Source organism: Blastococcus sp. URHD0036, assembly GCF_000701365.1.
Taxonomy (GTDB): Bacteria; Actinomycetota; Actinomycetes; order Mycobacteriales; family Geodermatophilaceae; genus Trujillonella.
On the sequence record NZ_JNIK01000011.1, the window covers coordinates 26,965 to 51,213 of the forward strand.

Here is a 24,249-nt window from a genome sequence, read left to right on the forward strand (position 1 = left end):
GGCCGGATCGCTCACGACGCTCGCCGGGTGACTCCCGACGACCACCCGCTGCTGCTGCGTCCCATCGCCCTCGCCCGAGGACTCTCCGACGACGAACTCGCCCGCCTGGTGCGGCGACGAGAACTCGTCCGGCTCCAGCGGGGCGCCTACCTCGGTCCGGACGTCGCCCCCGACGAGCGACTCCGCCTGCTGGCGACCGTCGCCGGACTGCGGGTACCGGGAGTGGTCAGCCACGCCTCGGCGGCACTGCTCCACGACCTGCCGCTCTGGCGTATCCCCGCCGCCCGGGTGCACGTGACGCGCCGTCCGCCGGCCGCGGGCAGCGGGAGCGCGCGCGTCCACCTGCACGTCGCCCGGTTGCCGGACGAGTCCGTGGCGCAGGTCGACGACGTCCCGGTCACCGACGTCACCCGCACCGTGCTCGACCTCGCGCGGACGACGCCGTTCGAGTCCGCCGTCGTCGTCGCCGACGCCGCCCTGTCCCGGAAGCAGACGACCAGCGAGCTGCTGCAACGCGCCCTCGCGGAGATGGGTCCGGTGCACCGAGCACGGCGGGCCGCGCGTGTGGTGAGCTTCGCGGACGGACGCAGCGAGAGCGTCGGAGAGAGCCGCAGCCGGGTGCTCATCCACCGGCTCGGCCTCCCTGCGCCCGACCTGCAGACGCCGGTGTACGGCGCACGTGGCGAGTTCCTCGGGCGGTGCGACTTCAGCTGGGAGGAGGAGCGGACCGTCGCCGAGTTCGACGGGCGGGTCAAGTACGGGCGGCTGCTCCGGCCGGGACAGGACCCCGGGGACGCCGTCTTCGACGAGAAGCAGCGCGAGGACGCCATCCGCGACGCCGGGCGGGAGGTCGCGCGGTGGATCTGGTCCGACCTCGGTGCGCCGCGAGCTGTCGGCGACCGGCTGCGGCGGGCCTTCGCGCGTGGCCGTCGGCGCCCCTGACCGGGCGCCTCTGCGGTGTTCCTCGCGCGCTTGCGGCGGTGCAACACCGCAAGAGCGCGAGGACAACCGCAAACGCCGCCCGGCGGGCGGGTCAGAGGGGGAGGTCCTCCAGCATCTCGGTGACCAGCGCGGCGATCGGCGAGCGCTCCGAGCGGGTCAGCGTCACGTGCGCGAACAGGGGGTGGCCCTTCAGCGCCTCGATGACCGCCGCGATGCCGTCGTGCCGGCCGACCCGCAGGTTGTCCCGCTGCGCGACGTCGTGGGTGAGCACCACCCGCGAGCCGGAGCCCAGCCGCGACAGCACCGTCAGCAGGACGCCGCGCTCCAGGGACTGCGCCTCGTCGACGATCACGAAGGAGTCGTGCAGCGAGCGGCCGCGGATGTGGGTCAGCGGCAGCACCTCGATCAGGCCGCGGGAGGCGATCTCGTCGGTCACCGCCGGGGAGACCAGCGCGCCGAGCGTGTCGTAGACCGCCTGCGCCCACGGCGACATCTTGTCGCCCTCGCTGCCCGGCAGGTACCCGAGCTCCTGGCCGCCGACGGCGTAGAGGGGCCGGAAGATCACGACCTTCTTGTGCGCCCGACGCTCCATCACCGACTCCAGCCCGGCACACAGGGCCAGCGCCGACTTGCCGGTGCCGGCGCGGCCGCCGAGCGACACGATGCCGATCTCCGGGTCCAGCAGCAGGTCCAGCGCCACCCGCTGCTCGGCGGACCGCCCGTGCAGGCCGAACGCCTCCCGGTCGCCGCGCACCAGCCGCACCTGCTTGTCGGGCGTGACCCGGCCCAGCGCCGACCCGCGGGAGGAGAGCAGCACCAGCCCGGTGTGCGCCGGCATCTCCGCGGCGGCCGGCACGAAGGCCTCGCCGGAGTCGTAGAGGCTGTCGAGCTCGGCGTCCTCCAGAGAGAGCTCGGCCATCCCGGTCCACCCGGCGTCGACGGCCTCCATCACCCGGTACTCGTCGGTGTCCAGGCCCACGGCGGCGGCCTTGACCCGCAGCGGCACGTCCTTGGTGATGAGGCAGACGTCCCGGCCCTCGGCGCGCAGGTTCAGCGCCACCACCATGATCCGGCTGTCGTTGCTGTCGTTGCGGAAGCCGGCCGGGAGCACCGACGGGTCGCTGTGGTTCAGCTCGACGTGCAGCGTGCCGCCGTCGTCACCGATCGGGACCGGGGCGTCGAGCCGCCCGTGGGAGACGCGCAGATCGTCGAGGATCCCCAGGGCCTGGCGGGCGAACCACCCGAGCTCGGGGTGGTGCCGCTTGTCCTCGAGCTCACCGATGACGACCAGCGGGAGGACCACGTCGGAGTCCCCGAAGCGGCGCATCGCGCCCGGGTCGGAGAGCAGGACGGAGGTGTCGAGGACGAACGTGCGGCGGCGAGTGGTCACGGATCGACTCCCGTGGGGTGCACAGCGCACCCCGGCTCGAAGGCGGCCGGGCCCCGGCTGGAGAGCCGGGTACCGGCCCTCCTGGTCGACGAACTCGTCAGCACCAACCGGGCCTCCCGTGGACGCCGGAGGGATCCCCGTCGTCCATCCCGGACGCTAGGCCCGGGAAGTGACAGGAACATGTCGGGCGGGCCACGTGTCCCTCGAACGGAGCACCAGCCGCACCACCCGTCCGGCCGGTCCCGGAGGGGATCACCAGTCCCGGGGCAACCGCTCCGGGGGCACCCGCGGCAGGGTCGGCGCCTCCCGGGTGGCCGGGAAGGGCTCGGCCTCCGGGAGCGCGTCGCGGCCGGTCCCGCGGCGCGGCCGTGCGGCCACCAGCGCCCAGACCAGCGGCACGACGAACACCGGCCACTGCAGCGACAGGTCGCCGAACGCCAGGATGCCGGCCAGCAGCAGGACGGCGAGGCAGCCCGCCGTCCAGAGCCCGAGCAGCCGGGCCTCGCGGGGGTCCCGCCGCACCGCGCGCCTCAGGCGGCCTGCAGCTCGCCGGACACGACGGCCGGGGTTAGCGGCTCGTCCAGCAGGCGCAGGAAGCGGTCGGACCCGGACTGCTCCGCGGGGCGGGCGTCCAGCCAGCGGGAGAGCAGCTCGTACCCCTCGACGTAGGTGGTGATGTAGGCACGCCACAGCGGGTGGGTGAGGAAGCGCAGCTGCTGGCGGGCCCGCTCGTCGCTGACCAGCGACCAGCGCTGCAGGTGGGCGACGACGTCGTCGGGGTCGGCGCCGCGGTCGTGCAGCATCAGCGCGGCGTCCTGACGCACGCGGTTGAGCGGCGCGGCCGCCGCCGACACCCGCTCGGCCAGGTCGCCGTCGAACCGCAGGCCGAGGTCGCCGAGCACGTCGGCGGCCCACGCGCCCCACCCGTCACCGATCGAGGCCTGCACCCCCAGGTCGGCCAGTCCCTCGGCCATCAGGCACTCGGGGGTGTTGACGAGGAACACCGTGTGCTCGACCCGCCCGGCGCGCTCGACGAGGCCCTGCTCCTTGCGGCAGTGCTCGGTGTGGTGGCCCGGGTAGGACTCGTGCGCGACGAGGTGCGGCAGCTGGCTGAGCCGGTGCGGCAGGTCGGCGTTGATGGCGACCCGCGAGCGGTAGGCGCCCTCGTAGTAGTTGAAGCCCGACCACGGCTTGTCGGTGACGACCTCGTACCGCACCGTCTCGGCCTCCGGCAGCCCGTACCCGGTGCGCACCCGGTCGCGCAGCGCGCTGGACAGCGCCTGGACGGCGACCTCCAGCCGCTGCGGCGGGCACTCCTCGCGGCGGCGGTGGCGGGCGTAGCGCTCGGCGAGGGTGCCGTCGCCGGGCAGCAGCTCCTCCAGCGCGGCGTGCGCGGCCGCGTACTCGGCCGGGTCGCCGAGGACGACGTCCACCTGGAAGTAGCTGCGGACCTCGTCGCGGAACGCCACCGGCTCGCCGCTCATCTTCCGCGCGCTGCACTCCAGCGCGGTCAGCTGGCCGCGGAGGAACTCCGTCCGGTCGGCCGGGAGACCGGCGGCGTCGAGCTCACCGAGCAGCACCCGCGCCTGGTCGCGCAGGCCCCGGGGAGTCGGTGCCGGCTCGTCCTCGACCGCGGCCCGCACCCGCGGGTCCCCGGTGTAGGCGTCGACGAACCCGCTCTCCAACCGGTCGAACCGCAGCCCCAGCCGGACGTACTCGAGGGCGAGGTCGGCCTGCGCAGCACTCATGACCGGAAGTCTCTCAACCACCGAAGCGGCGGTGCCGCGCCGAGTAGGCCCGCAGGGCGCGCAGGAAGTCGACCCGGCGGAACTCCGGCCAGTAGACGTCGGTGAAGTAGAACTCCGAGTGCGCGGTCTGCCAGAGCAGGAACCCGGAGAGCCGCTGCTCGCCGCTGGTCCGGATCACCAGGTCCGGATCGGGCTGGCCGCGGGTGTAGAGGTGCTCGGCGATGTGGTCGACGTCGAGGGACTCGACCAGCTCCTCCAGGGACGTGCCCCGGGTGGCGTGCTCGGCCAGCAGGGAGCGGACGGCGTCGGCGATCTCCCGCCGTCCGCCGTAGCCGACGGCGAGGTTCACCGTCGCCCCGGGCCGGTCGCGGGTGGCCTCCTCGGTCTGCTTGAGCACGGCCACGGTCTCCGCCGGCAGCAGCTCCAGGGCGCCGACCGGGTGCAGCTGCCACCGCCGGCCGGGCGCCGACAGGTCCTCGGCGACGCCCTCGATGATCCGCAACAGCGGGAGCAGCTCGGGCTCGGGCCGGGTGAGGTTGTCGGTGGAGAGCAGGAAGAGGGTGACGACCTCGACGCCGGCCTCGTCGCACCAGGCGAGCATCGAGGCGATCCGGTCGGCGCCCCGGCGGTGCCCGGCGTTGGGGTCCTCGAGCCCGATCGACCGCGCCCACCGGCGGTTCCCGTCGACGATCACGCCCACGTGCCGCGGGGTGTCGGCGCCGACCAGCCCCCGCGCCAGGCGGCGTTCGTAGAGCTGGGTGAGGGCATCGCGAACGAACTGGCGCACCCCCACGCCGGTCACCCTAGGCCCCGGCGCGACCGCCGTCGCACCCCCGGAGAGGCCGTCGGACGCCCAGCCGGTTGACAGGCAGCTCACAGCCGCGATCTGGTGCAGCGGCACCTACGGCTCCGTAACCTCGGAGCATGAGCGGTGTGCCCGAGCAACGGGACGAGATCCTGGTCGAGGCCGACGGGGCGGAGATCCAGGCGCCGCGGGGGCAGGCGCTCACGGCCGTCCACGAGGAGGGCGAGCGGGTCGAGCACACCTGGACCGCGGCCGACTTCGGCGACGACGCGGACTGGGACCACCCCGACACCCGTCCCCGGATGCGCGGCTGGCTGCACCTGTTCGCCTTCTTCGGCGCCATCGTCGCCGGCGCCGTCCTCATCCCGCTGGCCGCCGTCCAGGGCGCCCGCGCCGGGTTCTCCGTCGCCGTCTACTGCCTCACCATCTGCGGGCTGTTCGGGATCAGCGCCCTGTACCACCGGCGCCGCTGGTCACCGCGCGGCTGGAAGATCATGAAGCGGCTCGACCACTCGATGATCTTCCTGTTCATCGCGGGCACCTACACGCCGTTCGCCCTGCTCGCCGTCGACCAGCCGACCGGCTACTGGGTCCTGGTCATCGTGTGGGCCGGCGCCATCGCCGGCGTCTCGCTGAAGCTGAGCTGGCCCACCGCGCCGCGCTGGCTGGGGGTGCCGCTCTACATCGGGCTGGGCTGGGTCGCCGTCTTCATCCTCACCGACATCCTGCACATCGCCGGCGTCGCGTCACTGGTGCTCCTGGCCACCGGCGGCATCCTGTACACGCTCGGCGGTGTCGCCTACGGGATCAAGAAGCCGAACCCGTGGCCCGGGGTCTTCGGCTACCACGAGGTGTTCCACGCGATGACGATCGTGGCGGCGATCTGCCACTACATCGCCGTCTACTTCGCGGTGTACAACAGCCCGTTCAGCTGAACGGCGCGCGGTCGTCCAGCCGCGTCGAGCCCTTCCCGGCGGCACGCCACAGCCGGGCGACGACGTCGCGGTCGGCCTCGGTGACCAGGTTGCCCATCACCCGCAGCGCAACCGTCATGAGCGACCGCGACCGCATGCCGACCGGGCCGGCCGCGGGGAGGAACCGCGGCACGGTGAGCAGCCCGGCGAGCCGGCGGGCGATGGAGAACGCCTCGCCGTAGTGCTCCCGCAGCGTGGCCGGCCAGGCGCGCGTCCAGTCCGGCTCGTCGAACAGGTCGACGACGGTGCGGCCGGTCTCGAGTCCGTAGTCGATGCCCTCGCCGTTGAGCGGGTTGACGCAGCCGGCGGCGTCGCCGATCAGCGCCCAGTTCGGCCCGGCCACGCCGGAGACCGCACCGCCCATGGGCAGCAGCGCCGAGGCGGGGGCCCGCACCGGACCCTCGAGCTGCCAGTCCTCCCGGCGGGCGGCGGCGTAGGCGTCCATCAGCGGCCGGAGCTGGATCCCGGCCGGCCGCTTCGCCGTCGCGAGGGTCCCCACGCCGATGTTGACCTCGCCCGCGGCGGAACCGAGCGGGAACACCCACCCGTAGCCCGACAGCAGCTCGCCCTCGACGCCGCGCAGTTCCAGGTGCGAGGAGATCCACTCGTCGTCCGCCCGGCCGGAGGGCAGGTAGCCCCGGGCCGCGACGCCGTACGCGGTGTCGCGGTGCCACTCCCGGCCGAGCAGCCGGCCCAGCGGCGAGCGCACGCCGTCGGCGACGACCAGCCGCGCGCAGCCGACGGTGACCCGCTCGCCGCCGACCTCGAACACGACGCCGGTGACCCGGTCGCCGTCCCGCTCGACGTCGACCGCCCGGGCGCCCTCCAGCGGAGCCGCCCCCGCCTCGAGCGCGCACTCGCGGATCCGGGCGTCGAGCTCGGTGCGCGGCACCGCGCTGCCGTGGTCGGGGAACTCGCCGCCGGGCCAGGGCAGCTCCCACTCCTGGCCGAACCCGGCCGCGCGCAGCCCGCGGTTGCGGGCGCGGGACCGCGCCCAGTCCCCCAGCCCCAGCCGGTCCAGTTCCGCGATCGCCCGCGGGGTCAGCCCGTCGCCGCAGGCCTTGTCGCGCGGGAAGACGGCGGCGTCGGCGAGGACGACGTCGCGGCCGGCCCGCGCCGACCACGCGGCCGCCGCCGAGCCGGCCGGTCCGGCGCCGACGACGAGCACGTCGGTCGTGTGCGGGACGACGGCGCTGGTCACCGGCCCAGTGTCCTACCCGAACAGCGGGAGCCGGTCGGCCGCCTCGCCCAGGGCCGCGCGGTCGCCCTCGGACAGCGGTTCCCGGCCGGTGCCGCGGCGGGCCGCGGTGGCGTCGTCCCACGCCGCGGGGAGCGGCTGCCCGAGCAGTGCCTCCAGCACCCGGCGCACCTCGGCCAGCGCCTCCGCGGCCGGTCCGGGCCGGTCCAGGTGGGCCACCAGGTCGAGGTGGTGGACGGCGGCCTCGACGGCGAGCGTGGAGACCAGGTCGGCGACGGTCAGGACGTGCCCCTGCGTGGCGACCAGGTCCTCGTCGTCCACCCGCGTGGCCGACACCAGGACCGCGGCCACGGTCTCGGCGTACGGCTCCCGGATCGCGGCCAGACCCCCCGTCACGCTGGCCGAGACGCGGGTGGCCCAGAGGTCGCGGTCGTCGTCCTCCGCGCTGGGCTGCCAGGAGCGCCAGTAGCCGACCGCGTCGGTCGTCGGCGGCCCGTCGGCGGGGGTGGCGAGTGCCACCAGCCCCCGCCGGGCGTCGGCCAGCATGTGCCACCCGAGGTCGACCGGCGTCCAGCCCGCGCAGCCGGTCGGGCACCACTGCTCGGCCGGCGCCAGCCGGCCGAGCAGCCGCGAGAGGTCGCCGTAGACGGTGCGCAGCAGCGGGAGGACCACCCCGCCAGCGTGCCTCAGTCGGCCTGGGGTCCGCGCGCGCGGACCTCCTCCACCGTGGTCATCGCCTGGCGCAGCTCGGCGAGCCAGGTGTCGGCGTTGCGCCCGACGAGCCGGACCGCCCAGGCCAGGGCCTCCGACCGCGACCGCGCGACCCCGGCGTCGACCAGGGTGTCGAGCACCAGCCGCTCCGGCTGGCGCAGCCGCGTCATCACCGGGACCGACAGCGTGGTGAACAGCTCCCGCGCGTCGCCGCAGGAGGCGCCCCACGCCACCGACCGGCCGTAGCGCTCCTGCGCGGCGTCGGCGATCGCCATCCGCTGCTCGCGGGTGTCCTCGCGGAACCGCGCGATCCGGCCGGCCCGCGCGGCAGCGGGATCGCCCTCTCCCGCCTCCGGCTCGGCCAGCGGGCCGACGACGGTGATCTCGTCGCGGTCGACGGTCAGCTCGGCCGGGCCGGTGAACCAGCCGTCGGGCAGCCGGCCGGCGAACCAGCCGGCGACCTCGGCGCGCTCGACCGGCGGCGGGCCCTCCTGTCCGCGGCCACGACCGGCCGCGCGGCCCCGGGCCCACGGTCCCCGGCCCGGACCGAATGCGGCATCGGCGAAACGTCCTCCGTGCATGACTGCCTCCTCAAGCGTGCTGATTACGTGATTACACGGTAAGACCGGCGACCCGCTGACGGCGACCGCAGCGCTGCGCCGACGGCGAACAGGAGTGCTTGACCCCTGATACTCGGAGTCGGATACTCGCTCCCGACGAGGAGGTCCCGTGACCCGACGGCGTGTGAACAACCCCCTGGCGCTCGCGGTGCTGAGCTGCCTGACGGAACGGCCGATGCACCCCTACGAGATCTCCACGACCCTGCGCACCCGGGGCAAGGAGGCCAGCATCAAGCTGAACTACGGCTCCCTGTACTCCGTCGTCGAGTCACTGCAGAAGCACGGCCTCGTCGCCGTCCGGGAGGTCGTCCGCGAGGGCCGCCGTCCCGAGCGGACCGTCTACGAGATCACCCCGGCCGGGCAGGACGAGTTCGAGGACTGGCTGGCCGAACTCCTCTCCACCCCGCAGCACGACCCGACGTCGCTGGAGTCGGCGCTGTCGCTGATGCCGGGCCTGCCGCCGGGCGAGGTCGTCCGCCTGCTGGGCGAGCGGGCCGAGCGGCTGCGCACCGACCTGCGCTCCCTCGACGCGATGTTCTCCGTCTCCGAGGAGCGCGGCCTGCCCGAGCTCTTCCTGGTGGAGAGCCGCTACCGCCGGTGCCTGCTGAGCGCGGAACTGGACTTCGTGACCCTGCTCGTCCGCGACATCGGAGCCGGCACGTTCACCGGGACGACGGCCTGGCGCCGGCTGCACGAGCTGCGCGACGGCGGCATGTCGTGGGACGAGGTCATGGCCGACCCCGTGCGTCACCTGGGAGAGGAGGGCCGCGTCCTGGTGACCCCCCAGACCGACTGAGCGACCCCCGCCGACGAGGCGGGAACCCCTGCCCGGTGCGGCAACACCGGACAGGGGCCGTACACCCGAGCGGACCGTGGCCCGTCCGAGGCGCGACTCCACGATAGGCGCCACGGCTCCCGCTCCCCCACCCCCGGAGGAGTACAGCCATGCCCTGCCCACCCCCCGCGGCGCTCGTCGCCACGGACCTCGTCAAGACCTACCGCTCCACCCGCGGCGCTCCGCCCGTGCAGGCCCTCGACGGCCTCTCCGTCGAGGTCGAGCCGGGGACCGTCTTCGCCCTGCTGGGCCGCAACGGCGCCGGCAAGTCCACCGCCGTCCGCGTGCTCACCACGCTGACCCGGCCCGACTCGGGCACGGCACTCGTGGCCGGCCTCGACGTCCTGCGCGAACCCGACGCCGTCCGCCGGAGCATCGGGCTGGTGGGCCAGAAGCCGTCCGGAGACCCGATCGCCACCGGACGGGAGAACCTCGTGCTGGCCGCGCGCATCCACGGGATGGGCACGACCGCCGCCCGTGCCCGCGCCCAGGAACTGCTGGACCGCTTCGACCTCTCCGACGCCGCCGACCGGCCGGTCCGCACTTGGTCCGGCGGGATGGCCCGCAAGCTCGACGTCGCCCTCGGCATCACGCATGCCCCCCGCGTGCTGTTCCTCGACGAGCCCACCACCGGCCTGGACCCCGAGGCCCGGGGGCAGCTCTGGGCCGAGATCGGCCGGCTGACCGTCGAGGAGGGCGTCACGGTGCTGCTCACCACGCACTACCTCGACGAGGCCGACCGGATGGCCGCGCGACTGGCGATCGTGGACGCCGGACGGGTGGTGGTCGAGGGGACGCCGGACGGCCTCAAGCGCGAGCTGCGCGGTGACGCCGTCCAGGTCGACGTGGCCGAGCACGACGTGCCCGCCGCGCTGACGGTGCTCCGGGGTCTGCGCGGCCTCTCCGCCGCCGCGTCCGCCGGGCGCACCGTCCGCGCGCGGACCGAGGGGGGCGCCGCCGCGGTGCCGGCCGTGCTCGGCGCCCTGGAGGACGCCGGCGTGCACGCCGACGCCGTCACGGTGTCCCGGCCGTCGCTGGACGACGTCTACCTGAGCGCCGTCGGCCGCAGCCTGGCCGGTGCCGCGTGACCGGGACGGCGGTCCTCGCGGCCGCTCCACCCCTCCCGCCGGCACCGCGCGGGGAGCTGCTGCGACACTCGGCCGCGCTCACCGCCCGGTCCACCCGCTCGCTCATCCGCCAGCCGGCGTTCGCGGTGATGACGCTGGTGCAGCCGATCATCTGGCTGCTGCTCTTCGGCTCGCTGTTCCGGCCGGTGGTGGAGATCCCCGGCTTCGCCGAGCCGGGGGTGTCCTACCTGGAGTTCATCACCCCCGGCATCGTCGTCATGACGGCGCTGTTCTCCAGCGGCTGGGCCGGCACCGTCTACATCGAGGACATGGAGCGCGGCGTCATGGACCGGCTGCTGGCCTCACCGGTCCGCCGCGGCGCGATGATGATCGGGACGCTGGCCTACCAGGCGCTGACGACGGCGGTGCAGACGCTCATCGTGCTCGGCATCGCCCTGCTGGCCGGGGCGCGGTTCCCCGGGGGCCTCGCCGGCGCCGGCGTCACGTTGCTGGCCGCCGGGCTGATCTCGGTGGTCGTCGCCTCGCTGTCCAACGCCCTGGCCCTGCTGCTGCGCCAGCAGGAGGCGCTCATCGGGATCAGCCAGTTCATCGTGCTGCCGCTGCAGTTCCTGTCCTCGGCGGTGATGGACACCCGGCTCTCCCCGGACTGGGTGGCCACGATCGCCCGGTACAACCCGGTGGACTGGGCGGTGGTCGCCGCCCGCGAGGCGCTGTCGGCGACGCCGGACTGGGCGGTCGTCGGGGAGCGGATCGGCCTGCTGACCGCACTGGCCGCCGGGATGGCCTGGCTGGCGACGCGCGCCTTCGGCACCTACCAGCGGTCGCTCTGAGCCGTGTCCCGCGCCGGCCGGCAGGTGCGGGCCGGCGCGGGCGCGGTCAGGTGGTGGTCAGCCCGCGACGGAGCAGGACGCGGCGCTCCAGCGGGGCGAAGACCAGCAGCTCGATGGCGATGCCGACGGCGAGGATCAGCGCGATCGAGGTGATGACCAGCGACATCTGGGAGAGCTCGCGGCCGACGTTGAGCAGCTGGCCCAGCCCCTGCCCGAGCTGCGGCGAGTAGGTGATCAGCTCGGCGGCCATGAGCGAGCGCCAGGCGAACGCCCATCCCTGGCGCAGACCACCGAGGTAGCCCGGCAGCGCGGCCGGCAGGAGCACGTAGCGGGTGCGCCCGAGCGTCGACAGCCCGAGCACCCGCCCGACGCGGTCGAACAGCGGCGGGACCTGCTTCATGCCGCTGAGCAGGCCGTTCGCGATCGACGGCGCCGCGCCCAGCAGCACCACGGTGTAGATCGCGGCGTCGGTCAGCTGGAACCAGATGATGGCGGCCGGGACCCACGCGACCGAGGGCAGGCTCTGCAGACCGCTCACGATCGGGCCGATGGCCGCCCGCAGCCACCGACTCCACCACATGGCCAGGCCGAGCGCGGTGCCGATGACCAGCGAGAGGGCGAAGCCGACGGCGCCGCGGCTCAGGCTGGTCCAGATCGCCTCGAACGCGCTGCCGTCGGTGACCCGCTCCCAGAACACCTCGGCGACGTCGCCGGGCGAGGGAAGCGCGTAGGACGGCTTGATCTCGGCGTCGTAGGCCAGCTGCCACACGCCGACGAGCGCGGCGAGGAAGACGATCGGCGGGAGCACGGTCCGCACGAACCGCTTGCCCAGGCTCGGGCCCGGCGGCAGCGTCGCGGTGCTGTCGAGGGCGTCGAGCCCCGCCTCGATCGCCCGGGTCCCGACCTCCGGCTCGTCCGACGTGCGGTTGCTGCTCGTCGTCTGGCTAGGCGGCATGGCGGCTGATCTCCCGGTGCAGCTCGCTGGTGATCTCCGTGGCCAGCGCGCTGACGCCCGGCGCCTCGATCGTGCGGGGCTGGGTCAGCTCGACGTCCCACTCCCGCACGATGCGGCCCGGCCGCGACCCCATCAGGACGACGCGCGTGCCCAGCCGGACGGCCTCACGGACGTTGTGAGTCACGAACACGACCGACAGCTGCTGTTCGGCCCAGATCCGGGCCAGCTCGACGTGCAGGACGTCGCGGGTGATGGCGTCCAGCGCCGCGAACGGCTCGTCCATCAGCAACACCTTGCTGTCCTGTGCCAGGGCGCGGGCGAGCGCCACGCGCTGGCGCATGCCGCCGGACAGCTCGTGCACCCGCTTGGGCCCGGCGTCGGCCAGGTTGACCAGGGAGAGCAGCCGGGCGGCCTCGGTGCGCCGCTCGGCGCGCTTGACGCCGCGCGCCTTGAGCGCCAGCTCGACGTTCCCGCTGGCGGTCAGCCACGGCAGCAGCGCCGGCTCCTGGAACATCAGCGCCGGACGGGCCGCGCTCACCTCGACCGTGCCGGCCGTCGGCTGCACCAGCCCGGCGACCAGGTTGAGCAGCGTCGACTTGCCGCAACCCGACGCACCCACCAGGCAGACGAACTCCCCCGGCGCCACGGTGAGGTCCACCCCGTCGAGCACCGGCGGGCGGCCGCGCTCGAAGACCTGGGACACCCCGCTCACCCGCACGGCGGCCGCGCGCCCGTCGTCCGCCGACGGACGGGCTGCGGGGCGGACCCGCGGTTCGCGGACGGTCAGCTGTTCCGTGGCCATGACGTGCCTTCCTGGCGGTTCGGTCAGTCCTCGCCCAGGCCGCCGGCGGACACCGGCTCCTGGTCGAGGTCGGAGAGGACGGCGTTCAGCGGGCGCAGGTCGTAGATGCCCTCGATGTCCACGAGCTCCGGCGTCGTCCCGGCGTCGAAGCTGTGCTGTGCGGACTCCTCCAGCGTCGAGGCCAGCGGGTCCCACGTGACGGAGAGGTTGCTCCAGGCGCGGTCGAGGACCTCGGCGTCCAGCGCCGAGCTGCCGGCGTCCTCCAGCCCGGCGTTCACCGCGGCCTTGGCGGCGTCGGGGTCGCTCTCGGCGAGCTGGACGGCGGCGACGTGTCCGCGCAGGAAGGCGGCGACCGTGTCCGGGTACTGCTCCAGGAACTCGGTGCGCACGATGATGTTCGTGGTGACGAACTGGCCGTCGTCCCACAGGTCGCGCTCGTCGACCAGCACGTGGGCACCGGCCTCGAGCACCAGGCGGGAGGCCCACGGCTCGGGCAGCCAGGCGCCGTCGAGATCGCCGGACTGGAACAGTCCCAGCGTGTCGGCGTTCGCCGTCGGCGCGATCGTCACGTCGCCGCCGCCCTCGATGCTGTTCTCGAGGCCCTCGTCGGTCAGCCAGGTGCGCAGTGCGACGTCCTGGGTGTTGCCCAGCTGCGGCGTGGCCAGCGTCGTGCCCTGCAGGTCCTCCGGGGAGTCGATGCCGTCCCGGACGACGAGCTGGGCACCGCCCGAGGCGGCCCCGGAGATGATCCGGACAGCGTCGCCGTCGCTCTGGCCGTAGGCGTTGATCGCGGGGCTGGGGCCGATGTAGGCGATGTCCAGCGCGCCACCGAAGACTGCCTCGACGACGTCGGGGCCGGCGTTGAAGACCTGGGTCGACAGCTTCGTGTCGCCCAGCTCGTCGGCGAACAGGCCCTGGTCGACGCCGATGAGGGCGGCCGCGTGCGTCACGTTGGCGAAGTAGCCGAGACGGAGCTCGTCGGCGACGCCCGAACCGCCGGAGCTGTCGGAGCCCCCGGAGCTGCTGGAGTCGGAGTCGTCGCCGCAGGCGGCCAGTGCGGCGGCGAGCGGTACCAGCGCCATGAGGGCGAGGGCGCGGCGGCGGGTGGTGCGATGGGTGGTCATGGGTCCTCGTCTGGGCGGAGGCGCACGGCGACGACGGAGCCTGGGGCCAGGGGGCGCACGTCGACGGACCGCGCGCCGGGAATGGGATCGGACGCGTCGGCTCTAGGTCGACGGACAGAGAGTGCTGCTCAGCCGGCCGTTGTCGACGTGGCGGCAGGCCACGAGGACGGGCAGCGGAGGCATGGCGGAAAGATAACCCACATCTTCCGCACCATGTCAGTGGGGTATCACACGTCTTCCCGGGCCGCGGATCGCCAGGCCGTCCGTCGCCTGTCAGATGACGCCCAGCCGTTCGGTGATCGAGCGGTGACCGATGCGGCACCTTGCCAAGCAACACGCCGGAGCTTCGTCGGTTCTGGACATCTCAGCCCGTTGCTGCTAATCGGCGCGTCGGCGGACTCTGCCGGACATCAGCTCCACTCCCCTCGGAGGCCATCATGTCCATCCAGCCGACGCCCCGCCGGACCCGCTGCACGCGCCGCCTCGTCACCGCCCTCGCCGGCGGCGCCGTCCTCGGCGCCACCGCCCTCGCCGCACCTGCGTCGGCCGCGCCCGCGGCCGGCTGCGCGACGGCCTGGGGCTCGCTGCCCGAGGCGGCCGGCCCGCTGGGCACCGGCCGGGTCGACGACATCCGCGCGGGCCGGCACGACTGCTTCGACCGCCTGGTGGTCGACGTCGACGGCGCCGGCGGCAGGGACGTCGGCTACGACGTCCGCTACGTGTCGGTCTTCACCGAGGACGGGAGGGGCGACGCCGTGCCGCTGCGCGGGGCCGCGGACCTGCAGGTCGTCGTGCGCAGCCCGGCCTACGACCACGCCGGCCACTCGACCTACGACCCGGCCCCACGCACGGAGGCGGTGGACGTGTCCGGCTACAGCACCTTCCGGCAGGTGGCGTGGGGCGGCTCGTTCGAGGGCTACAGCACGATCGGGCTCGGCGTCCGGGCGCGGCTGCCCTTCCGTGTCACGGTCCTCGACGGGCCCGGGAACGACGCGCGCGTGGTGATCGACGTCGCCCACACCTGGTGAGCGGGAGTGCGGGCGCGGTCAGCCGGCAGAGCCGGAGCCGCGCCCGTCCTCGCGCGGGGGCTCGATCGCCCTCGGCGCCCGTCTCAGCGTGTCGAGGACGTCCGCACCCGGCTCCCGGCGCTCCTGCAGCAGCTCCTCCGGGGTGTCGGGGACGTCGACGCCGGGCTCCTCCTCGACCGGGTCGAAGCTCACCGGCACCCGCTTGAGGTGGCGGGTCATCGACCGCACCAGGAAACCGACGGCGATGAGGCCGAGCACGAGCAGGAGCAGACCGAACGGCCCGGACTTGCCGACGTCCTCGGGGAGCTGGTCGCTGGCCGCCCACACGATCGTCATCGGACCGTCACCTCGGAGCGGATGCCGGCGAAGAGGTCGTCCTCGGGCGTCGCGACGTCGACCAGCGAGCGGGCCAGCTCGTAGTCCTCGGTCGGCCAGACCTGCTGCTGCAGCTCCATCGGGACGGCGAACCACCGGCCCGTGGGGTCGATCTGGGTCGCGTGGGCGATGAGGGCGGCGTCGCGCAGCGGGAAGTACTCGGCGCACGCGACGCTCGTGGTGACCCGGTGGGAGATGTCGTGCTCCGGGTCCCAGTTCTCGAGCCACTCGGCGTACGCCGACTCCTGGCCGGACGCGACGATGGCCTCGTGCAGCGCCCGGATCCGGGGCAGCGTGAACGTCATGTGGTAGTAGAGCTTGCTCGGCTGCCAGGGCTCCCCGAGCTCCGGATAGCGGTCCGGGTCACCCGCGGCCTCGAACGCGTACATCGAGATCTCGTGCGTCTTGATGTGGTCGGGGTGCGGGTAGCCGCCCCGCTCGTCGTAGGTCGTGATCACCTGCGGGCGGAACCGGCGGATCAGCGCCACCAGCGGCGCGGCGGCCTCCTCCAGCGGCAGCAGGGCGAAGCACCCCTCGGGCAGCGGCGGCAGCGGGTCGCCCTCGGGCAGCCCGGAGTCCACGAAGCCGAGGAACTCCTGCTCGACGCCGAGGATCTCCCGCGCACGGGCCATCTCCTCGGTGCGGATCTCCGGGAGCCGCTCCCACACCTCGGGCTTGTCGAGGGCCGGGTTGAGCACCGATCCGCGCTCGCCGCCGGTGCACGTGGCCACCATGACGCGGGCGCCCTCGGCGACGTACTTGGCCATCGTCGCGGCGCCCTTGCTCGACTCGTCGTCGGGATGGGCGTGCACGGCGAGCAGCCGGAGCTGGTCTGCGTCGGTCACCGGGCCATCATCCCCCGTGCCGGGGACAGGGTGCGGCGGGCGGGCACCCGGACGGGTGTGGTGTGCCACGGGTCACTCCGGGACGGGGTAGGTTCCGCAACTCCCGTCGACGTGTGCACCGGCTCCGAGCCCGGTGTTAGCTTGGCGGATCACCGTGAGCGCCGTCTGACCGGACGGTGACCCCCGAGCTGCAGGAGTACCCCGGCGTGACCACCCCCACTGAGCACGAGCAGGGCATCTGGCTGACCCAGGAGGCCCACGACCGGCTGAAGGCCGAGCTCGACCAGCTGGTGGCCAACCGCCCCGCCATGGCCGCCGAGATCAACGCCCGCCGCGAGGAGGGCGACCTCAAGGAGAACGGCGGCTACCACGCGGCCAAGGACGAGCAGGGCAAGCAGGAGGGCCGCATCCGGCAGCTCGAGGACATCCTGCGCAAGGCCACCGTCGGCGACGCCCCCACCGAGGCGTCGCACGCGGCGACCGGCACCGTGATCACCATCCGCTTCACCGGCGACGACGAGACCGAGAAGTTCCTGCTCGGCTCCCGCGAGATCGCCGGCACCACGGACCTGACCGTCTACTCGCCGGAGTCCGCGCTCGGTGCGGCGATCATGGGCGCGAAGCCCGGCGCGACCGTGACCTACCAGGCGCCCAACGGCCGGGACATCACCGTGGACGTCGTCGCGATCGAGCCGTTCGTCCCCTGACCGGGGCGGATCTCCCGCGCATGGCGCGCTCCCGCCGCGCCGAGAACACCGGCTTCGAGTGCGGCCACTGCCACCTCGCCGTCCCGGCGAACAGCGACGGGCACTACCGCAACCACTGCCCGTACTGCCTCTGGTCGCTGCACGTCGACGACCTGCCCGGCGACCGGGCGAGCGAGTGCCGGTCGCTCATGGAGCCGATCGGGCTGGTGGAGAAGTCGGGCAAGGGCTGGCAGGTGGTCCACCGCTGCACGCGGTGCGGCCACCACCAGCCCAACCGGCTCGTCCGCGAGGGCGAGGCCCCCGACGACCTGGACCTGGTGCTCGAGCTGCCCTGGCTCTGACCCGCGGCTCTCGCCCGTCGGCGGCGACCCGTTGCGGGTGTTCCTCGCGCGTCACGGGTGCTGCAGGACCAGCAGAGGGCGAGGAACACCCGCAATGCAGCTCTCGGTGGCCGGGCGGCGGCCTGTTGCGGTGTTGCCCGTGCTCCTGCGGTGCTGCAGCGCCGCAGGAGCGCGAGGAACACCGCAAGAGCCCGGCCGAGGGCTCAGGCGGCGAGGCCGCGGCGGCGGAGCAACGGTCCGGGGTCGGCGTCGCGGCCGCGGACGGCACGGAACGCCTCCAGCGGGTCGACCGAGCCGCCGACGGCGAGCAGTCGCTCACGGAAGACGTCGCCGTTCTCCCGGCGCAGCCCCCCGTTCTCCTCGAACCAGTCGACCATGTCGGCGTCGAGGACCTCGGACCAGATGTAGGAGTAGTAGCCGGCCGAGTAGCCACCGGCGAAGACGTGCTGGAAGTACGTCGTCCGGTACCGCGGCGGCACCAGGTCCGACGCCACCCCGGCGGCGGCGAGGGCGCGCGCCTCGAACTCGGCCGGGTCGCCGATCTCGGTCTCCGGCGTGATCCGGTGCCAGGCCTGGTCGAGCAGCGTCGCCGCCAGGTACTCCAGCGTGCCGAAGCCCTCGCCCCACAGGGCCGCCGCCTCCAGTGCCGTCACGACCTCGGCCGCCAGCGGCTCGCCGGTCCCGACGTGCCGGGCGTAGTGGTCGCGGACCTCGGGCCACATCGCCCACATCTCGTTGACCTGGCTGGGGAACTCGACGAAGTCCCGGGGCACCGCCGTCCCGGCGAACCGCGGGTAGGTGACCGCGGAGCTCAGCGCGTGCAGCGTGTGGCCGAACTCGTGGAACAGCGTGTCGACCTCGGTCAGGGTGAGCAGGGTCGGCTGCCCGGGCGCGGCGCGGTTGACGTTGAGGTTGTTGACGACGACGGGGCGGGTCCCCAGCAACCCCGACTGCGACACGAAGCTGCTCATCCACGCCCCGCCGCGCTTGCCCTCCCGCGCGAAGAAGTCGCCGAGGTACAGGCCGACCGCGGCACCGGTGGCGTCGGTGACCTCCCAGACCCGGACGTCGGGGTGGTAGCCGGCCAGGTCGGCCCGCGGCGTGAACCGGAATCCGTAGAGGCGCTCGGCGGCGTGGAAGACACCGTCGACCAGCACCCGGTCCAGCTCGAAGAACGGGCGCAGTGCCGCGGTGTCGACGGCGTATCGCTCCGCCCGCACCCGCTCGCTGTAGAACGCCCAGTCCCAGGCGGCGAGCTCCACGCCGTCGGCGGCCGCGACCTCGGCGAGGACGGCCGCCTCGGCCTGCGCGTTCGCCACCGACGGACCGACCATCGTGGCGAGCATCGCGTCGACCGCCTCCGCGGTACCGGCGGTCTGGTCGGCCAGCACGAGGTCGGCGTGCGTCGTGAACCCGAGCAGCCGGGCCCGCTCGGCGCGCAGCCGGGCGATGCTGACGGCGACCGGCCCGTTGTCGTGCTCCCCGGACGACGCCCGGCCGACCGAGGCCTCGAACACCCGTCGCCGCAGCTCCCGGTTCCGCAGCTTGGCGAGCACCGGCTGACCGGTCGGGAGGACCAGGGTGAGCAGGTGCCCCTCGACCCCGCGGTCGGCGGCGGCCCGCGCCGCGGCCGCGATCTCCTCCTCGCCCAGGCCGTCGAGCGCGGCGACGTCGTCCACCTGGACGGCGGCGGCCTCGGTGGCCGCCTGCAGGTTCTGCGCGAACGTCGTCGACAGCTCCGACAGCCGGGAGTTGAGCTCGGTCAGCCGGGCGCGGCCGGCCTCGTCGAGCCGGGCCCCGGACAGCACGAAGTCCAGGTGGTAGCGCTCGACCAGCCGCAGCGACTCCGGATCGAGCCCCGCCGTCTCGCGCGCCTCGTGCACGGCGTCGATCCGGGCGAACAGCACCGGGTCCAGCCGGACGGCGTCGGCGTGGGCCGACTGCACCGGGGCCAGCTCGCGCTCGATCTCCCGCAGCCGCGGCGTCGACACCGACGAGGAGAGGTTGCCCAGGACGGCGTTGGCGCGGCGCAGCAGCCGGCCGGACCGCTCCAGGGCGACCACCGTGTTCTCGAACGTCGGGGGCTCCGCCGACCCCGTGATCGCCGCGACCTCGGTCCGCTGCTCCGCCATGCCGGCGAGCACGGCGTCCCGGCAGTGCTCGAGCGTGATGTCGGCGAACGGCGGCAGCTCGAACGGCAGCGGCGACGGGGAGAGCAGCGGGTTGGCAGGAGTGGCATCGGTGAGGCTCATCGACGCCATCCTGCTACGACATCAGCGGGTGGACGTCCGGCTGTACAGGCGCACGGCCAGCGGCACGAACACCGCGAGGAAGCCGACGGTCCACAACAGCGTGTACGCCACCGGGTTCTGCAGCGACCACGCGTCGGGCGGCGGCGCCCCGGCCACCGTGTTGCCGAAGAGATCCCGGGCGGCCTGGACGACGGCCGACACGGGGTTCCACTCGGCGAAGGTCTGCAGCACCGGCGGGAAGCTCTCCAGCGGCACGAAGGTGTTGGCGACGAAGGTCAGCGGGAAGATGACGATGAAGCTGGCGTTGTTGACGACCTCCGGGGTGCGGACGAGCAGGCCCACCACCGCCATCAGCCAGCTGATCGCATAGGCGAAGACCAGGAGCACGAGGAAGCCGCCGATCGCCTCCGGCACCGAGCTGTTGATCCGCCAGCCGACGGCCAGCCCGGTCAACGCCATGACGAAGATCGAGATCGCGTTCAGCCCGAGGTCGGCGACCGTGCGCCCGATCAGCACCGCCGACCGCGACATCGGCAGGGACCGGAACCGGTCGATGAGCCCCTTCTGCAGGTCCTCCGCCAGGCTCGCCCCCGTGGTCGTGCTCCCGAGCACGATGGTCTGGGCGAAGATCCCGGGCAGCAGGAACTCCGCGTAGCTCACGTCCCCCGGCACCTCGATGGCGCCGCCGAAGACGTAGCGGAACAGCAGCACGAACATGATCGGCGACAGGGTCGCGAACACGATCAGGTCGGGGACCCGCTTGACCTTGATCAGGTTGCGGCGGGTGATGGTCGCGCTGTCGGCGACGACCGCGGACAGGGCGCTCATCGGGCACCTCCGGACGTCGTGGCGGGCTCCCGGCCGGCCGCGTGCTCGGCGCCGGGTTCGCCGGCCTCGTCGGTGCCCCGGCCGGTCAGGGTGAGGAACACGTCGTCGAGGTCGGGGCGGCGCAGCCCGACGTCGAGGACCTCGACGCCGCTGCCCTCCAGCCGCCGCAGCGCCTCGGCGAGCGCGTCGGTGCCGCCGCTGACCGGGATGCTGACCCGCCGGGTCTGGTCGTCGACCTGCGCCTCGCCCGCCGCGAGCGGCCGCAACCGGTCGAGGACGACCATCACGTCCGGCTCACGCCCGACCGTCAGCTCCAGCCGTTGCCCGCCGACCTGAGCCTTCAGCTCGTCACCGGTGCCGCGGGCGATGACCCGGCCGCGGTCGATGACGACCATGGAGTCGGCCAGCCGGTCGGCCTCCTCGAGGTACTGCGTGGTGAGCAGGATCGTCGTCCCGCCGTCGGCGAGGTCGGCGATGAACTCCCACATGCCGAGCCGGCTGCGCGGGTCGAGGCCGGTGGTCGGCTCGTCGAGGAACAGCACCCGAGGCCGGGCGATGAGGGAGGCGGCGATGTCGAGGCGGCGGCGCATGCCGCCGGAGTAGGTCTTCGCCGGCCGGGACGCCGCGTCGGCGAGGTCGAAGCGTTCCAGCAGCTCCGCGGCACGCGACCGCGACTCGCGCTTGCCGAGCCGGTAGAGCCGGCCGACCATCTCGAGGTTCTCGTACCCCGTGAGGTACTCGTCGACCGCGGCGTACTGGCCGGTGAGCCCGATGGCCGCGCGCACCTGCGCGGCCTCGCGGACCACGTCGAGCCCGACCACCTCGGCGCGGCCCCCGTCGGGTTGCAGCAGCGTGGCGAGGACGCGCACCACCGTCGTCTTGCCGGCCCCGTTGGGGCCGAGCAGACCCAGGACGCTGCCCTCGGGGACGACGAGGTCGACCCCCGCGAGAGCGGTGGTGTCGCCGAAGCGCTTGACGAGCCCCTCGACCACGATGGCGGGGGTGCTGCCGGAGGTCATGAGCGGCACGCTAGGGCGAGGGACCGACAGTTCCCGAGTCGATTGCGCGACGGGTGCACGAGTTCCATGCCGGGGACGACCTCGCCGGGGCGCCGGACTCATCGGTGCCGCGCGTCAGCCCACCTCGACGGCGTACCCCACGGCGCGCAACGCGGCGATCAGCTGGTCGGCGTGGTCGGGGCCCCGGGTCTCCACGACGACGGCGATCTCGACCTCGCCGACGTGCAGCTGCGGCGAGGTCCGGGCGTGCTCCACCTCCAGCACGTTGGCGCCGCCGGCGGCCAGCGCGCCGAGGGCGGCCACCAGGGACCCGGGCCGGTCGGGCACGCGCAGCCGCAGCGAGAGATAGCGCCCCGCGGCGGACATGCCGTGCTGGACGATCTTCATCAGCAGCACGGGGTCGACGTTCCCGCCGGAGACGACGGCCACGACCGGCGGCCGGAAGGCGCCCGGGTCGGCGAGGACGGCGGCCACGGCGGCGACCCCCGCCGGTTCGACGACGAGCTTCGCGCGCTCCAGGCAGAACAGCAGCGCCCGCGAGAGGTCCTCCTCCGAGACGGTCACCACGTCGTCCACCTGCTCGCGCACGTGGGCGAGGGTCAGCTCGGCCGGCGCGCCCACCGCGATGCCGTCGGCCATGGTCGCGGTCGTCGCGATCGGGACCGGCCGGCCGGCGGCCAGCGAGCCGGGCAGCGCCGCGGCGCCCTCGGCCTGGACCGCGACGAGCCGCACGTCCGGCCGCGACGCCTTGACGGCGGCGGCCACCCCGGCCACCAGTCCCCCGCCGCCGGCCGGCACGACGACCGTGGCCACGTCCGGGCACTGCTCCAACAGCTCGAGGCCGACCGTGCCCTGCCCGGCGACGACGTCGGGGTGGTCGAACGGGTGGATGAACACCGCCCCGGTCGCCTCGGCGTGCGCGGCAGCGGCAGTCAGCGCCTCGGTGAGGTTCGCGCCGACCAGCTCGACCTCGGCGCCGTAGCCGCGAGTGGCCGACACCTTCGGCAGCGGGGCGGACACCGGCATGAACACGCGGGCGCGGATGCCCAGCAGCCGGGCGGCCAGTGCCACTCCCTGGGCGTGGTTCCCCGCGCTGGCCGCGACCACGCCGCCCGCCCGCTCGGCGGCGGTCAGCCGCGCGAGCCGCGTGTAGGCGCCGCGGATCTTGAACGAGCCGGTCCGCTGCAGGTTCTCGCTCTTGAGCCACACCGGCCCACCGACCCGCTCGGCCAGCGCGCGGGAGTGCTCCAGCGGCGTGCGGCGGACGACGTCGGCGAGCAGCACGGCGGCCGCTTCGACGTCGGCGCCCGAGACGAGTGCGGACGACGGAGACATGCGCACATCCTCGTCGTATGTTTGGCGAGGTGACGGACCCCGCCTCCACGGCACCCGCTCCCCCCGCCCCGACGACCCTCGGCGCCCTCCGCGCCGGCGGCGCGTCCTTCCGGCCCGTCAAGGCCGAGATCCGCGCCAACCTCCTCGCCCGGCTGGCCGCCGGCGAGCCCTCCCTGCCCGGCATCGTCGGGTTCGAGGACACGGTCGTCCCCGAGGTCGAGCGCGCCCTCATCGCCGGGCACGACCTGGTGCTGCTGGGCGAGCGCGGCCAGGGCAAGACCCGGCTGATCCGCACCCTCGTCGGCCTGCTCGACGAGTGGACGCCGGTGCTGGCCGGCAGCGAGCTCAACGAGCACCCGCTGCACCCCATCTCGGTGTGGGCGCACCGGCAGATCGCCGAGCACGGCGACTCCACGCCCGTGGGCTGGCAGCACCGCAGCGAGCGCTTCGGCGAGAAGCTCGCCACCCCGGACACCAGCGTCGGCGACCTGATCGGCGACGTCGACCCGATCAAGGTGGCCGAGGGCCGCACCCTCGGCGACCCCGAGACCGTCCACTACGGCCTCGTGCCGCGCACCAACCGCGGCATCTTCAGCGTCAACGAGCTGCCCGACCTCGCCGAGCGCATCCAGGTCGCGCTGCTCAACGTTCTGGAGGAGCGCGACATCCAGATCCGTGGCTACCGGGTGCGGCTCCCGCTGGACCTGCTGCTGGTGGCCAGCGCCAACCCCGAGGACTACACCAACCGCGGGCGGATCATCACCCCGCTGAAGGACCGGTTCGGCACCGAGGTGCGCACCCACTACCCGATCGAGTTGGCCGACGAGATCCGGCTGCTGCACCAGGAGGCGCACACCAGCGGCCTGGGCGCACCCGACGACATGCCCACCCTCGACTCCCCCGTGGTCCCCGAACACCTGGTGGAGATCATCGCCCGGTTCACCCGGCTGGTCCGCGAGTCGGGCTCGGTCGACCAGCGCTCCGGCGTCAGCGCCCGCTTTGCCATCGCGGCGTTGGAGACCCTCGCCGGCTCTGCCGTCCGCCGGGCCGCCGTCGCCGGCGAGACCCGTCCGGTCGCGCGGGTGGTGGACCTGCCGGCCGTCGTCCCGGCCAGTCGCGGCAAGGTCGAGTTCGCCGACTCGGGCAGCGACCCGGACGACGACCGGGAGCTGGAGGTGCTCGAGCACCTGCTCCGCCAGGCGACCGCGCAGACGTTCCGCGCCCGCTGCGCCGGGCTGGACCTGACCGGCATCCAGGAGCACTTCACCGGCGGGGAGACCGTCGAGTCCGGCGAGCTGGTGCCGGCCGCGGCGCTGCTGGGCCAGCTGGGCACGATCCCGAAGCTCGCCGAGCTGCTGGGCCGGCTCGGGGTGCCGGAGGGCGAGCAGTCCGCCGAGCAGGCCGCCGCCGCCGTCGAGTTCGCGCTCGAGGGTCTGTATCTGACCCGGCGGCTGGCCAAGGACACCGACGGCACCCGCACCGTGTACGGGGCATGAG

The 24,249-nt window shown here is 74.0% G+C and carries 25 protein-coding genes; 9 read left to right on the forward strand and 16 right to left on the reverse strand.

What is annotated here, in order from left to right; all coding sequences use genetic code 11:
• The first annotated feature begins 27 nt into the window (after window positions 1–27).
• Window positions 28–942, forward strand: coding sequence for a hypothetical protein (locus N555_RS0107135; RefSeq protein ID WP_051683824.1), 915 nt, complete (start codon window positions 28–30; stop codon window positions 940–942).
• Between the two features lie 91 nt (window positions 943–1,033).
• Here the strand turns inward: N555_RS0107135 and N555_RS0107140 are convergent, their stop codons facing one another.
• The 4 genes from N555_RS0107140 to N555_RS0107155 all read right to left on the reverse strand — a co-directional run bounded on the left by N555_RS0107140 (window position 1,034) and on the right by N555_RS0107155 (window position 4,867).
• Window positions 1,034–2,332, reverse strand: a complete 1,299-nt coding sequence (locus N555_RS0107140) for a PhoH family protein (RefSeq protein ID WP_029430808.1) — start codon at window positions 2,330–2,332, stop codon at window positions 1,034–1,036.
• Between the two features lie 252 nt (window positions 2,333–2,584).
• Window positions 2,585–2,854 (reverse strand): hypothetical protein, encoded by a 270-nt coding sequence (locus N555_RS25710; protein WP_034509291.1) that lies wholly within the window; start codon window positions 2,852–2,854, stop codon window positions 2,585–2,587.
• An 8-nt stretch (window positions 2,855–2,862) separates the two neighbouring features.
• A complete protein-coding gene (locus N555_RS0107150; protein ID WP_029430809.1) occupies window positions 2,863–4,080 on the reverse strand; it encodes a hypothetical protein in 1,218 nt (405 codons plus the stop codon).
• A 13-nt stretch (window positions 4,081–4,093) separates the two neighbouring features.
• Window positions 4,094–4,867 (reverse strand): isoprenyl transferase, encoded by a 774-nt coding sequence (locus N555_RS0107155; protein ID WP_304412908.1) that lies wholly within the window; start codon window positions 4,865–4,867, stop codon window positions 4,094–4,096.
• Window positions 4,868–5,004: 137 nt separating this feature from the next.
• Between N555_RS0107155 and N555_RS0107160 the strand changes: the two genes are divergently transcribed.
• Window positions 5,005–5,820: a PAQR family membrane homeostasis protein TrhA gene (locus N555_RS0107160; RefSeq protein ID WP_029430811.1), complete on the forward strand. Its 816-nt coding sequence runs from the start codon at window positions 5,005–5,007 to the stop codon at window positions 5,818–5,820.
• Here the strand turns inward: N555_RS0107160 and N555_RS0107165 are convergent.
• Genes N555_RS0107165 through N555_RS0107175 form a run of 3 tightly spaced genes read right to left on the reverse strand, consistent with a single transcriptional unit; the run spans window position 5,813 to window position 8,349 of the window.
• Entirely contained in the window at window positions 5,813–7,060 is a 1,248-nt protein-coding gene (locus tag N555_RS0107165; protein ID WP_029430812.1) for a geranylgeranyl reductase family protein, read from the reverse strand. The genes N555_RS0107160 and N555_RS0107165 overlap by 8 nt on opposite strands.
• Before the next feature lie 12 nt (window positions 7,061–7,072).
• Window positions 7,073–7,729: a maleylpyruvate isomerase N-terminal domain-containing protein gene (locus N555_RS0107170; protein ID WP_051683825.1), complete on the reverse strand. Its 657-nt coding sequence runs from the start codon at window positions 7,727–7,729 to the stop codon at window positions 7,073–7,075.
• A 14-nt stretch (window positions 7,730–7,743) separates the two neighbouring features.
• Window positions 7,744–8,349, reverse strand: a complete 606-nt coding sequence (locus N555_RS0107175) for a hypothetical protein (protein WP_029430814.1) — start codon at window positions 8,347–8,349, stop codon at window positions 7,744–7,746.
• Window positions 8,350–8,497: 148 nt separating this feature from the next.
• Here N555_RS0107175 and N555_RS0107180 point away from each other — a divergent pair, with 148 nt between their 5' ends.
• From N555_RS0107180 to N555_RS0107190, 3 genes are all read left to right on the forward strand, one after another.
• Window positions 8,498–9,184 carry a PadR family transcriptional regulator gene (locus N555_RS0107180; RefSeq protein ID WP_029430815.1) on the forward strand — a complete coding sequence of 229 codons (687 nt, stop codon included), beginning with the start codon at window positions 8,498–8,500 and terminating at the stop codon, window positions 9,182–9,184.
• 149 nt (window positions 9,185–9,333) lie between these two features.
• Window positions 9,334–10,311, forward strand: a complete 978-nt coding sequence (locus N555_RS0107185) for an ATP-binding cassette domain-containing protein (protein WP_029430816.1) — start codon at window positions 9,334–9,336, stop codon at window positions 10,309–10,311.
• Window positions 10,308–11,141 carry an ABC transporter permease gene (locus tag N555_RS0107190; RefSeq protein WP_029430817.1) on the forward strand — a complete coding sequence of 278 codons (834 nt, stop codon included), beginning with the start codon at window positions 10,308–10,310 and terminating at the stop codon, window positions 11,139–11,141. Before N555_RS0107185 ends, N555_RS0107190 begins: the two co-directional genes overlap by 4 nt.
• Before the next feature lie 46 nt (window positions 11,142–11,187).
• Here N555_RS0107190 and N555_RS0107195 read toward each other — a convergent pair whose 3' ends face one another.
• Genes N555_RS0107195 through N555_RS0107205 form a run of 3 tightly spaced genes read right to left on the reverse strand, consistent with a single transcriptional unit; the run spans window position 11,188 to window position 14,022 of the window.
• Complete coding sequence (locus N555_RS0107195) at window positions 11,188–12,096, reverse strand: ABC transporter permease (RefSeq protein WP_029430818.1); 909 nt, start codon at window positions 12,094–12,096, stop codon at window positions 11,188–11,190.
• The gene (locus N555_RS0107200) at window positions 12,086–12,898 is read right to left on the reverse strand and encodes an ABC transporter ATP-binding protein (protein ID WP_029430819.1); all 813 of its coding nucleotides are present in this window, start codon (window positions 12,896–12,898) and stop codon (window positions 12,086–12,088) included. The genes N555_RS0107195 and N555_RS0107200 overlap by 11 nt, the downstream gene beginning before the upstream one ends.
• Window positions 12,899–12,921: 23 nt before the next feature.
• Window positions 12,922–14,022, reverse strand: a complete 1,101-nt coding sequence (locus N555_RS0107205; protein WP_029430820.1) for an ABC transporter substrate-binding protein — start codon at window positions 14,020–14,022, stop codon at window positions 12,922–12,924.
• A gap of 437 nt (window positions 14,023–14,459) precedes the next feature.
• On the opposite strand from N555_RS0107205, the gene N555_RS0107210 reads away from it, so the two are divergent.
• Window positions 14,460–15,050, forward strand: coding sequence for an AMIN-like domain-containing (lipo)protein (locus tag N555_RS0107210; protein ID WP_051683827.1), 591 nt, complete (start codon window positions 14,460–14,462; stop codon window positions 15,048–15,050).
• Window positions 15,051–15,068: 18 nt separating this feature from the next.
• Here N555_RS0107210 and N555_RS0107215 read toward each other — a convergent pair whose 3' ends face one another.
• Window positions 15,069–15,386, reverse strand: a complete 318-nt coding sequence (locus tag N555_RS0107215) for a hypothetical protein (RefSeq protein WP_029430822.1) — start codon at window positions 15,384–15,386, stop codon at window positions 15,069–15,071.
• A complete protein-coding gene (gene mca / locus N555_RS0107220; RefSeq protein ID WP_029430823.1) occupies window positions 15,383–16,270 on the reverse strand; it encodes a mycothiol conjugate amidase Mca in 888 nt (295 codons plus the stop codon). The genes N555_RS0107215 and mca overlap by 4 nt, the downstream gene beginning before the upstream one ends.
• Before the next feature lie 206 nt (window positions 16,271–16,476).
• Between mca and greA the strand changes: the two genes are divergently transcribed.
• Together greA and N555_RS0107230 are read left to right on the forward strand one after the other, a co-directional pair.
• Entirely contained in the window at window positions 16,477–16,977 is a 501-nt protein-coding gene (gene greA, locus N555_RS0107225) for a transcription elongation factor GreA (RefSeq protein WP_029430824.1), read from the forward strand.
• 20 nt (window positions 16,978–16,997) lie between these two features.
• Window positions 16,998–17,318: an RNHCP domain-containing protein gene (locus tag N555_RS0107230; protein ID WP_029430825.1), complete on the forward strand. Its 321-nt coding sequence runs from the start codon at window positions 16,998–17,000 to the stop codon at window positions 17,316–17,318.
• Between the two features lie 203 nt (window positions 17,319–17,521).
• On the opposite strand, the gene N555_RS0107235 is transcribed toward N555_RS0107230, so the two are convergent.
• The 4 genes from N555_RS0107235 to ilvA all read right to left on the reverse strand — a co-directional run bounded on the left by N555_RS0107235 (window position 17,522) and on the right by ilvA (window position 22,752).
• Window positions 17,522–19,570: a M3 family metallopeptidase gene (locus tag N555_RS0107235; RefSeq protein WP_029430826.1), complete on the reverse strand. Its 2,049-nt coding sequence runs from the start codon at window positions 19,568–19,570 to the stop codon at window positions 17,522–17,524.
• Window positions 19,571–19,591: 21 nt separating this feature from the next.
• Entirely contained in the window at window positions 19,592–20,398 is an 807-nt protein-coding gene (locus tag N555_RS0107240; RefSeq protein ID WP_029430827.1) for an ABC transporter permease, read from the reverse strand.
• Complete coding sequence (locus N555_RS0107245; protein ID WP_029430828.1) at window positions 20,395–21,417, reverse strand: daunorubicin resistance protein DrrA family ABC transporter ATP-binding protein; 1,023 nt, start codon at window positions 21,415–21,417, stop codon at window positions 20,395–20,397. Before N555_RS0107245 ends, N555_RS0107240 begins: the two co-directional genes overlap by 4 nt.
• A gap of 114 nt (window positions 21,418–21,531) precedes the next feature.
• The gene (ilvA, locus tag N555_RS0107250; protein ID WP_029430829.1) at window positions 21,532–22,752 is read right to left on the reverse strand and encodes a threonine ammonia-lyase; all 1,221 of its coding nucleotides are present in this window, start codon (window positions 22,750–22,752) and stop codon (window positions 21,532–21,534) included.
• Between the two features lie 29 nt (window positions 22,753–22,781).
• On the opposite strand from ilvA, the gene N555_RS0107255 reads away from it, so the two are divergent.
• Entirely contained in the window at window positions 22,782–24,248 is a 1,467-nt protein-coding gene (locus N555_RS0107255) for a sigma 54-interacting transcriptional regulator (protein WP_231502632.1), read from the forward strand.
• Window position 24,249: the final 1 nt, after the last annotated feature.

Coding starts and splice junctions, on each gene's coding strand:
- N555_RS0107150 (WP_029430809.1), bottom strand. CDS start 4,080: ATGAGTGCTGCGCAGGCCGACCTCGCCCTCGAGTACGTCCGGCTGGGG.
- N555_RS0107160 (WP_029430811.1), top strand. CDS start 5,005: ATGAGCGGTGTGCCCGAGCAACGGGACGAGATCCTGGTCGAGGCCGAC.
- N555_RS0107175 (WP_029430814.1), bottom strand. CDS start 8,349: ATGCACGGAGGACGTTTCGCCGATGCCGCATTCGGTCCGGGCCGGGGA.
- N555_RS0107185 (WP_029430816.1), top strand. CDS start 9,334: ATGCCCTGCCCACCCCCCGCGGCGCTCGTCGCCACGGACCTCGTCAAG.
- N555_RS0107195 (WP_029430818.1), bottom strand. CDS start 12,096: ATGCCGCCTAGCCAGACGACGAGCAGCAACCGCACGTCGGACGAGCCG.
- N555_RS0107200 (WP_029430819.1), bottom strand. CDS start 12,898: ATGGCCACGGAACAGCTGACCGTCCGCGAACCGCGGGTCCGCCCCGCA.
- N555_RS0107205 (WP_029430820.1), bottom strand. CDS start 14,022: ATGACCACCCATCGCACCACCCGCCGCCGCGCCCTCGCCCTCATGGCG.
- N555_RS0107210 (WP_051683827.1), top strand. CDS start 14,460: ATGTCCATCCAGCCGACGCCCCGCCGGACCCGCTGCACGCGCCGCCTC.
- N555_RS0107215 (WP_029430822.1), bottom strand. CDS start 15,386: ATGACGATCGTGTGGGCGGCCAGCGACCAGCTCCCCGAGGACGTCGGC.
- N555_RS0107230 (WP_029430825.1), top strand. CDS start 16,998: ATGGCGCGCTCCCGCCGCGCCGAGAACACCGGCTTCGAGTGCGGCCAC.
- N555_RS0107235 (WP_029430826.1), bottom strand. CDS start 19,570: ATGAGCCTCACCGATGCCACTCCTGCCAACCCGCTGCTCTCCCCGTCG.
- N555_RS0107240 (WP_029430827.1), bottom strand. CDS start 20,398: ATGAGCGCCCTGTCCGCGGTCGTCGCCGACAGCGCGACCATCACCCGC.
- N555_RS0107245 (WP_029430828.1), bottom strand. CDS start 21,417: ATGACCTCCGGCAGCACCCCCGCCATCGTGGTCGAGGGGCTCGTCAAG.
- ilvA (WP_029430829.1), bottom strand. CDS start 22,752: ATGTCTCCGTCGTCCGCACTCGTCTCGGGCGCCGACGTCGAAGCGGCC.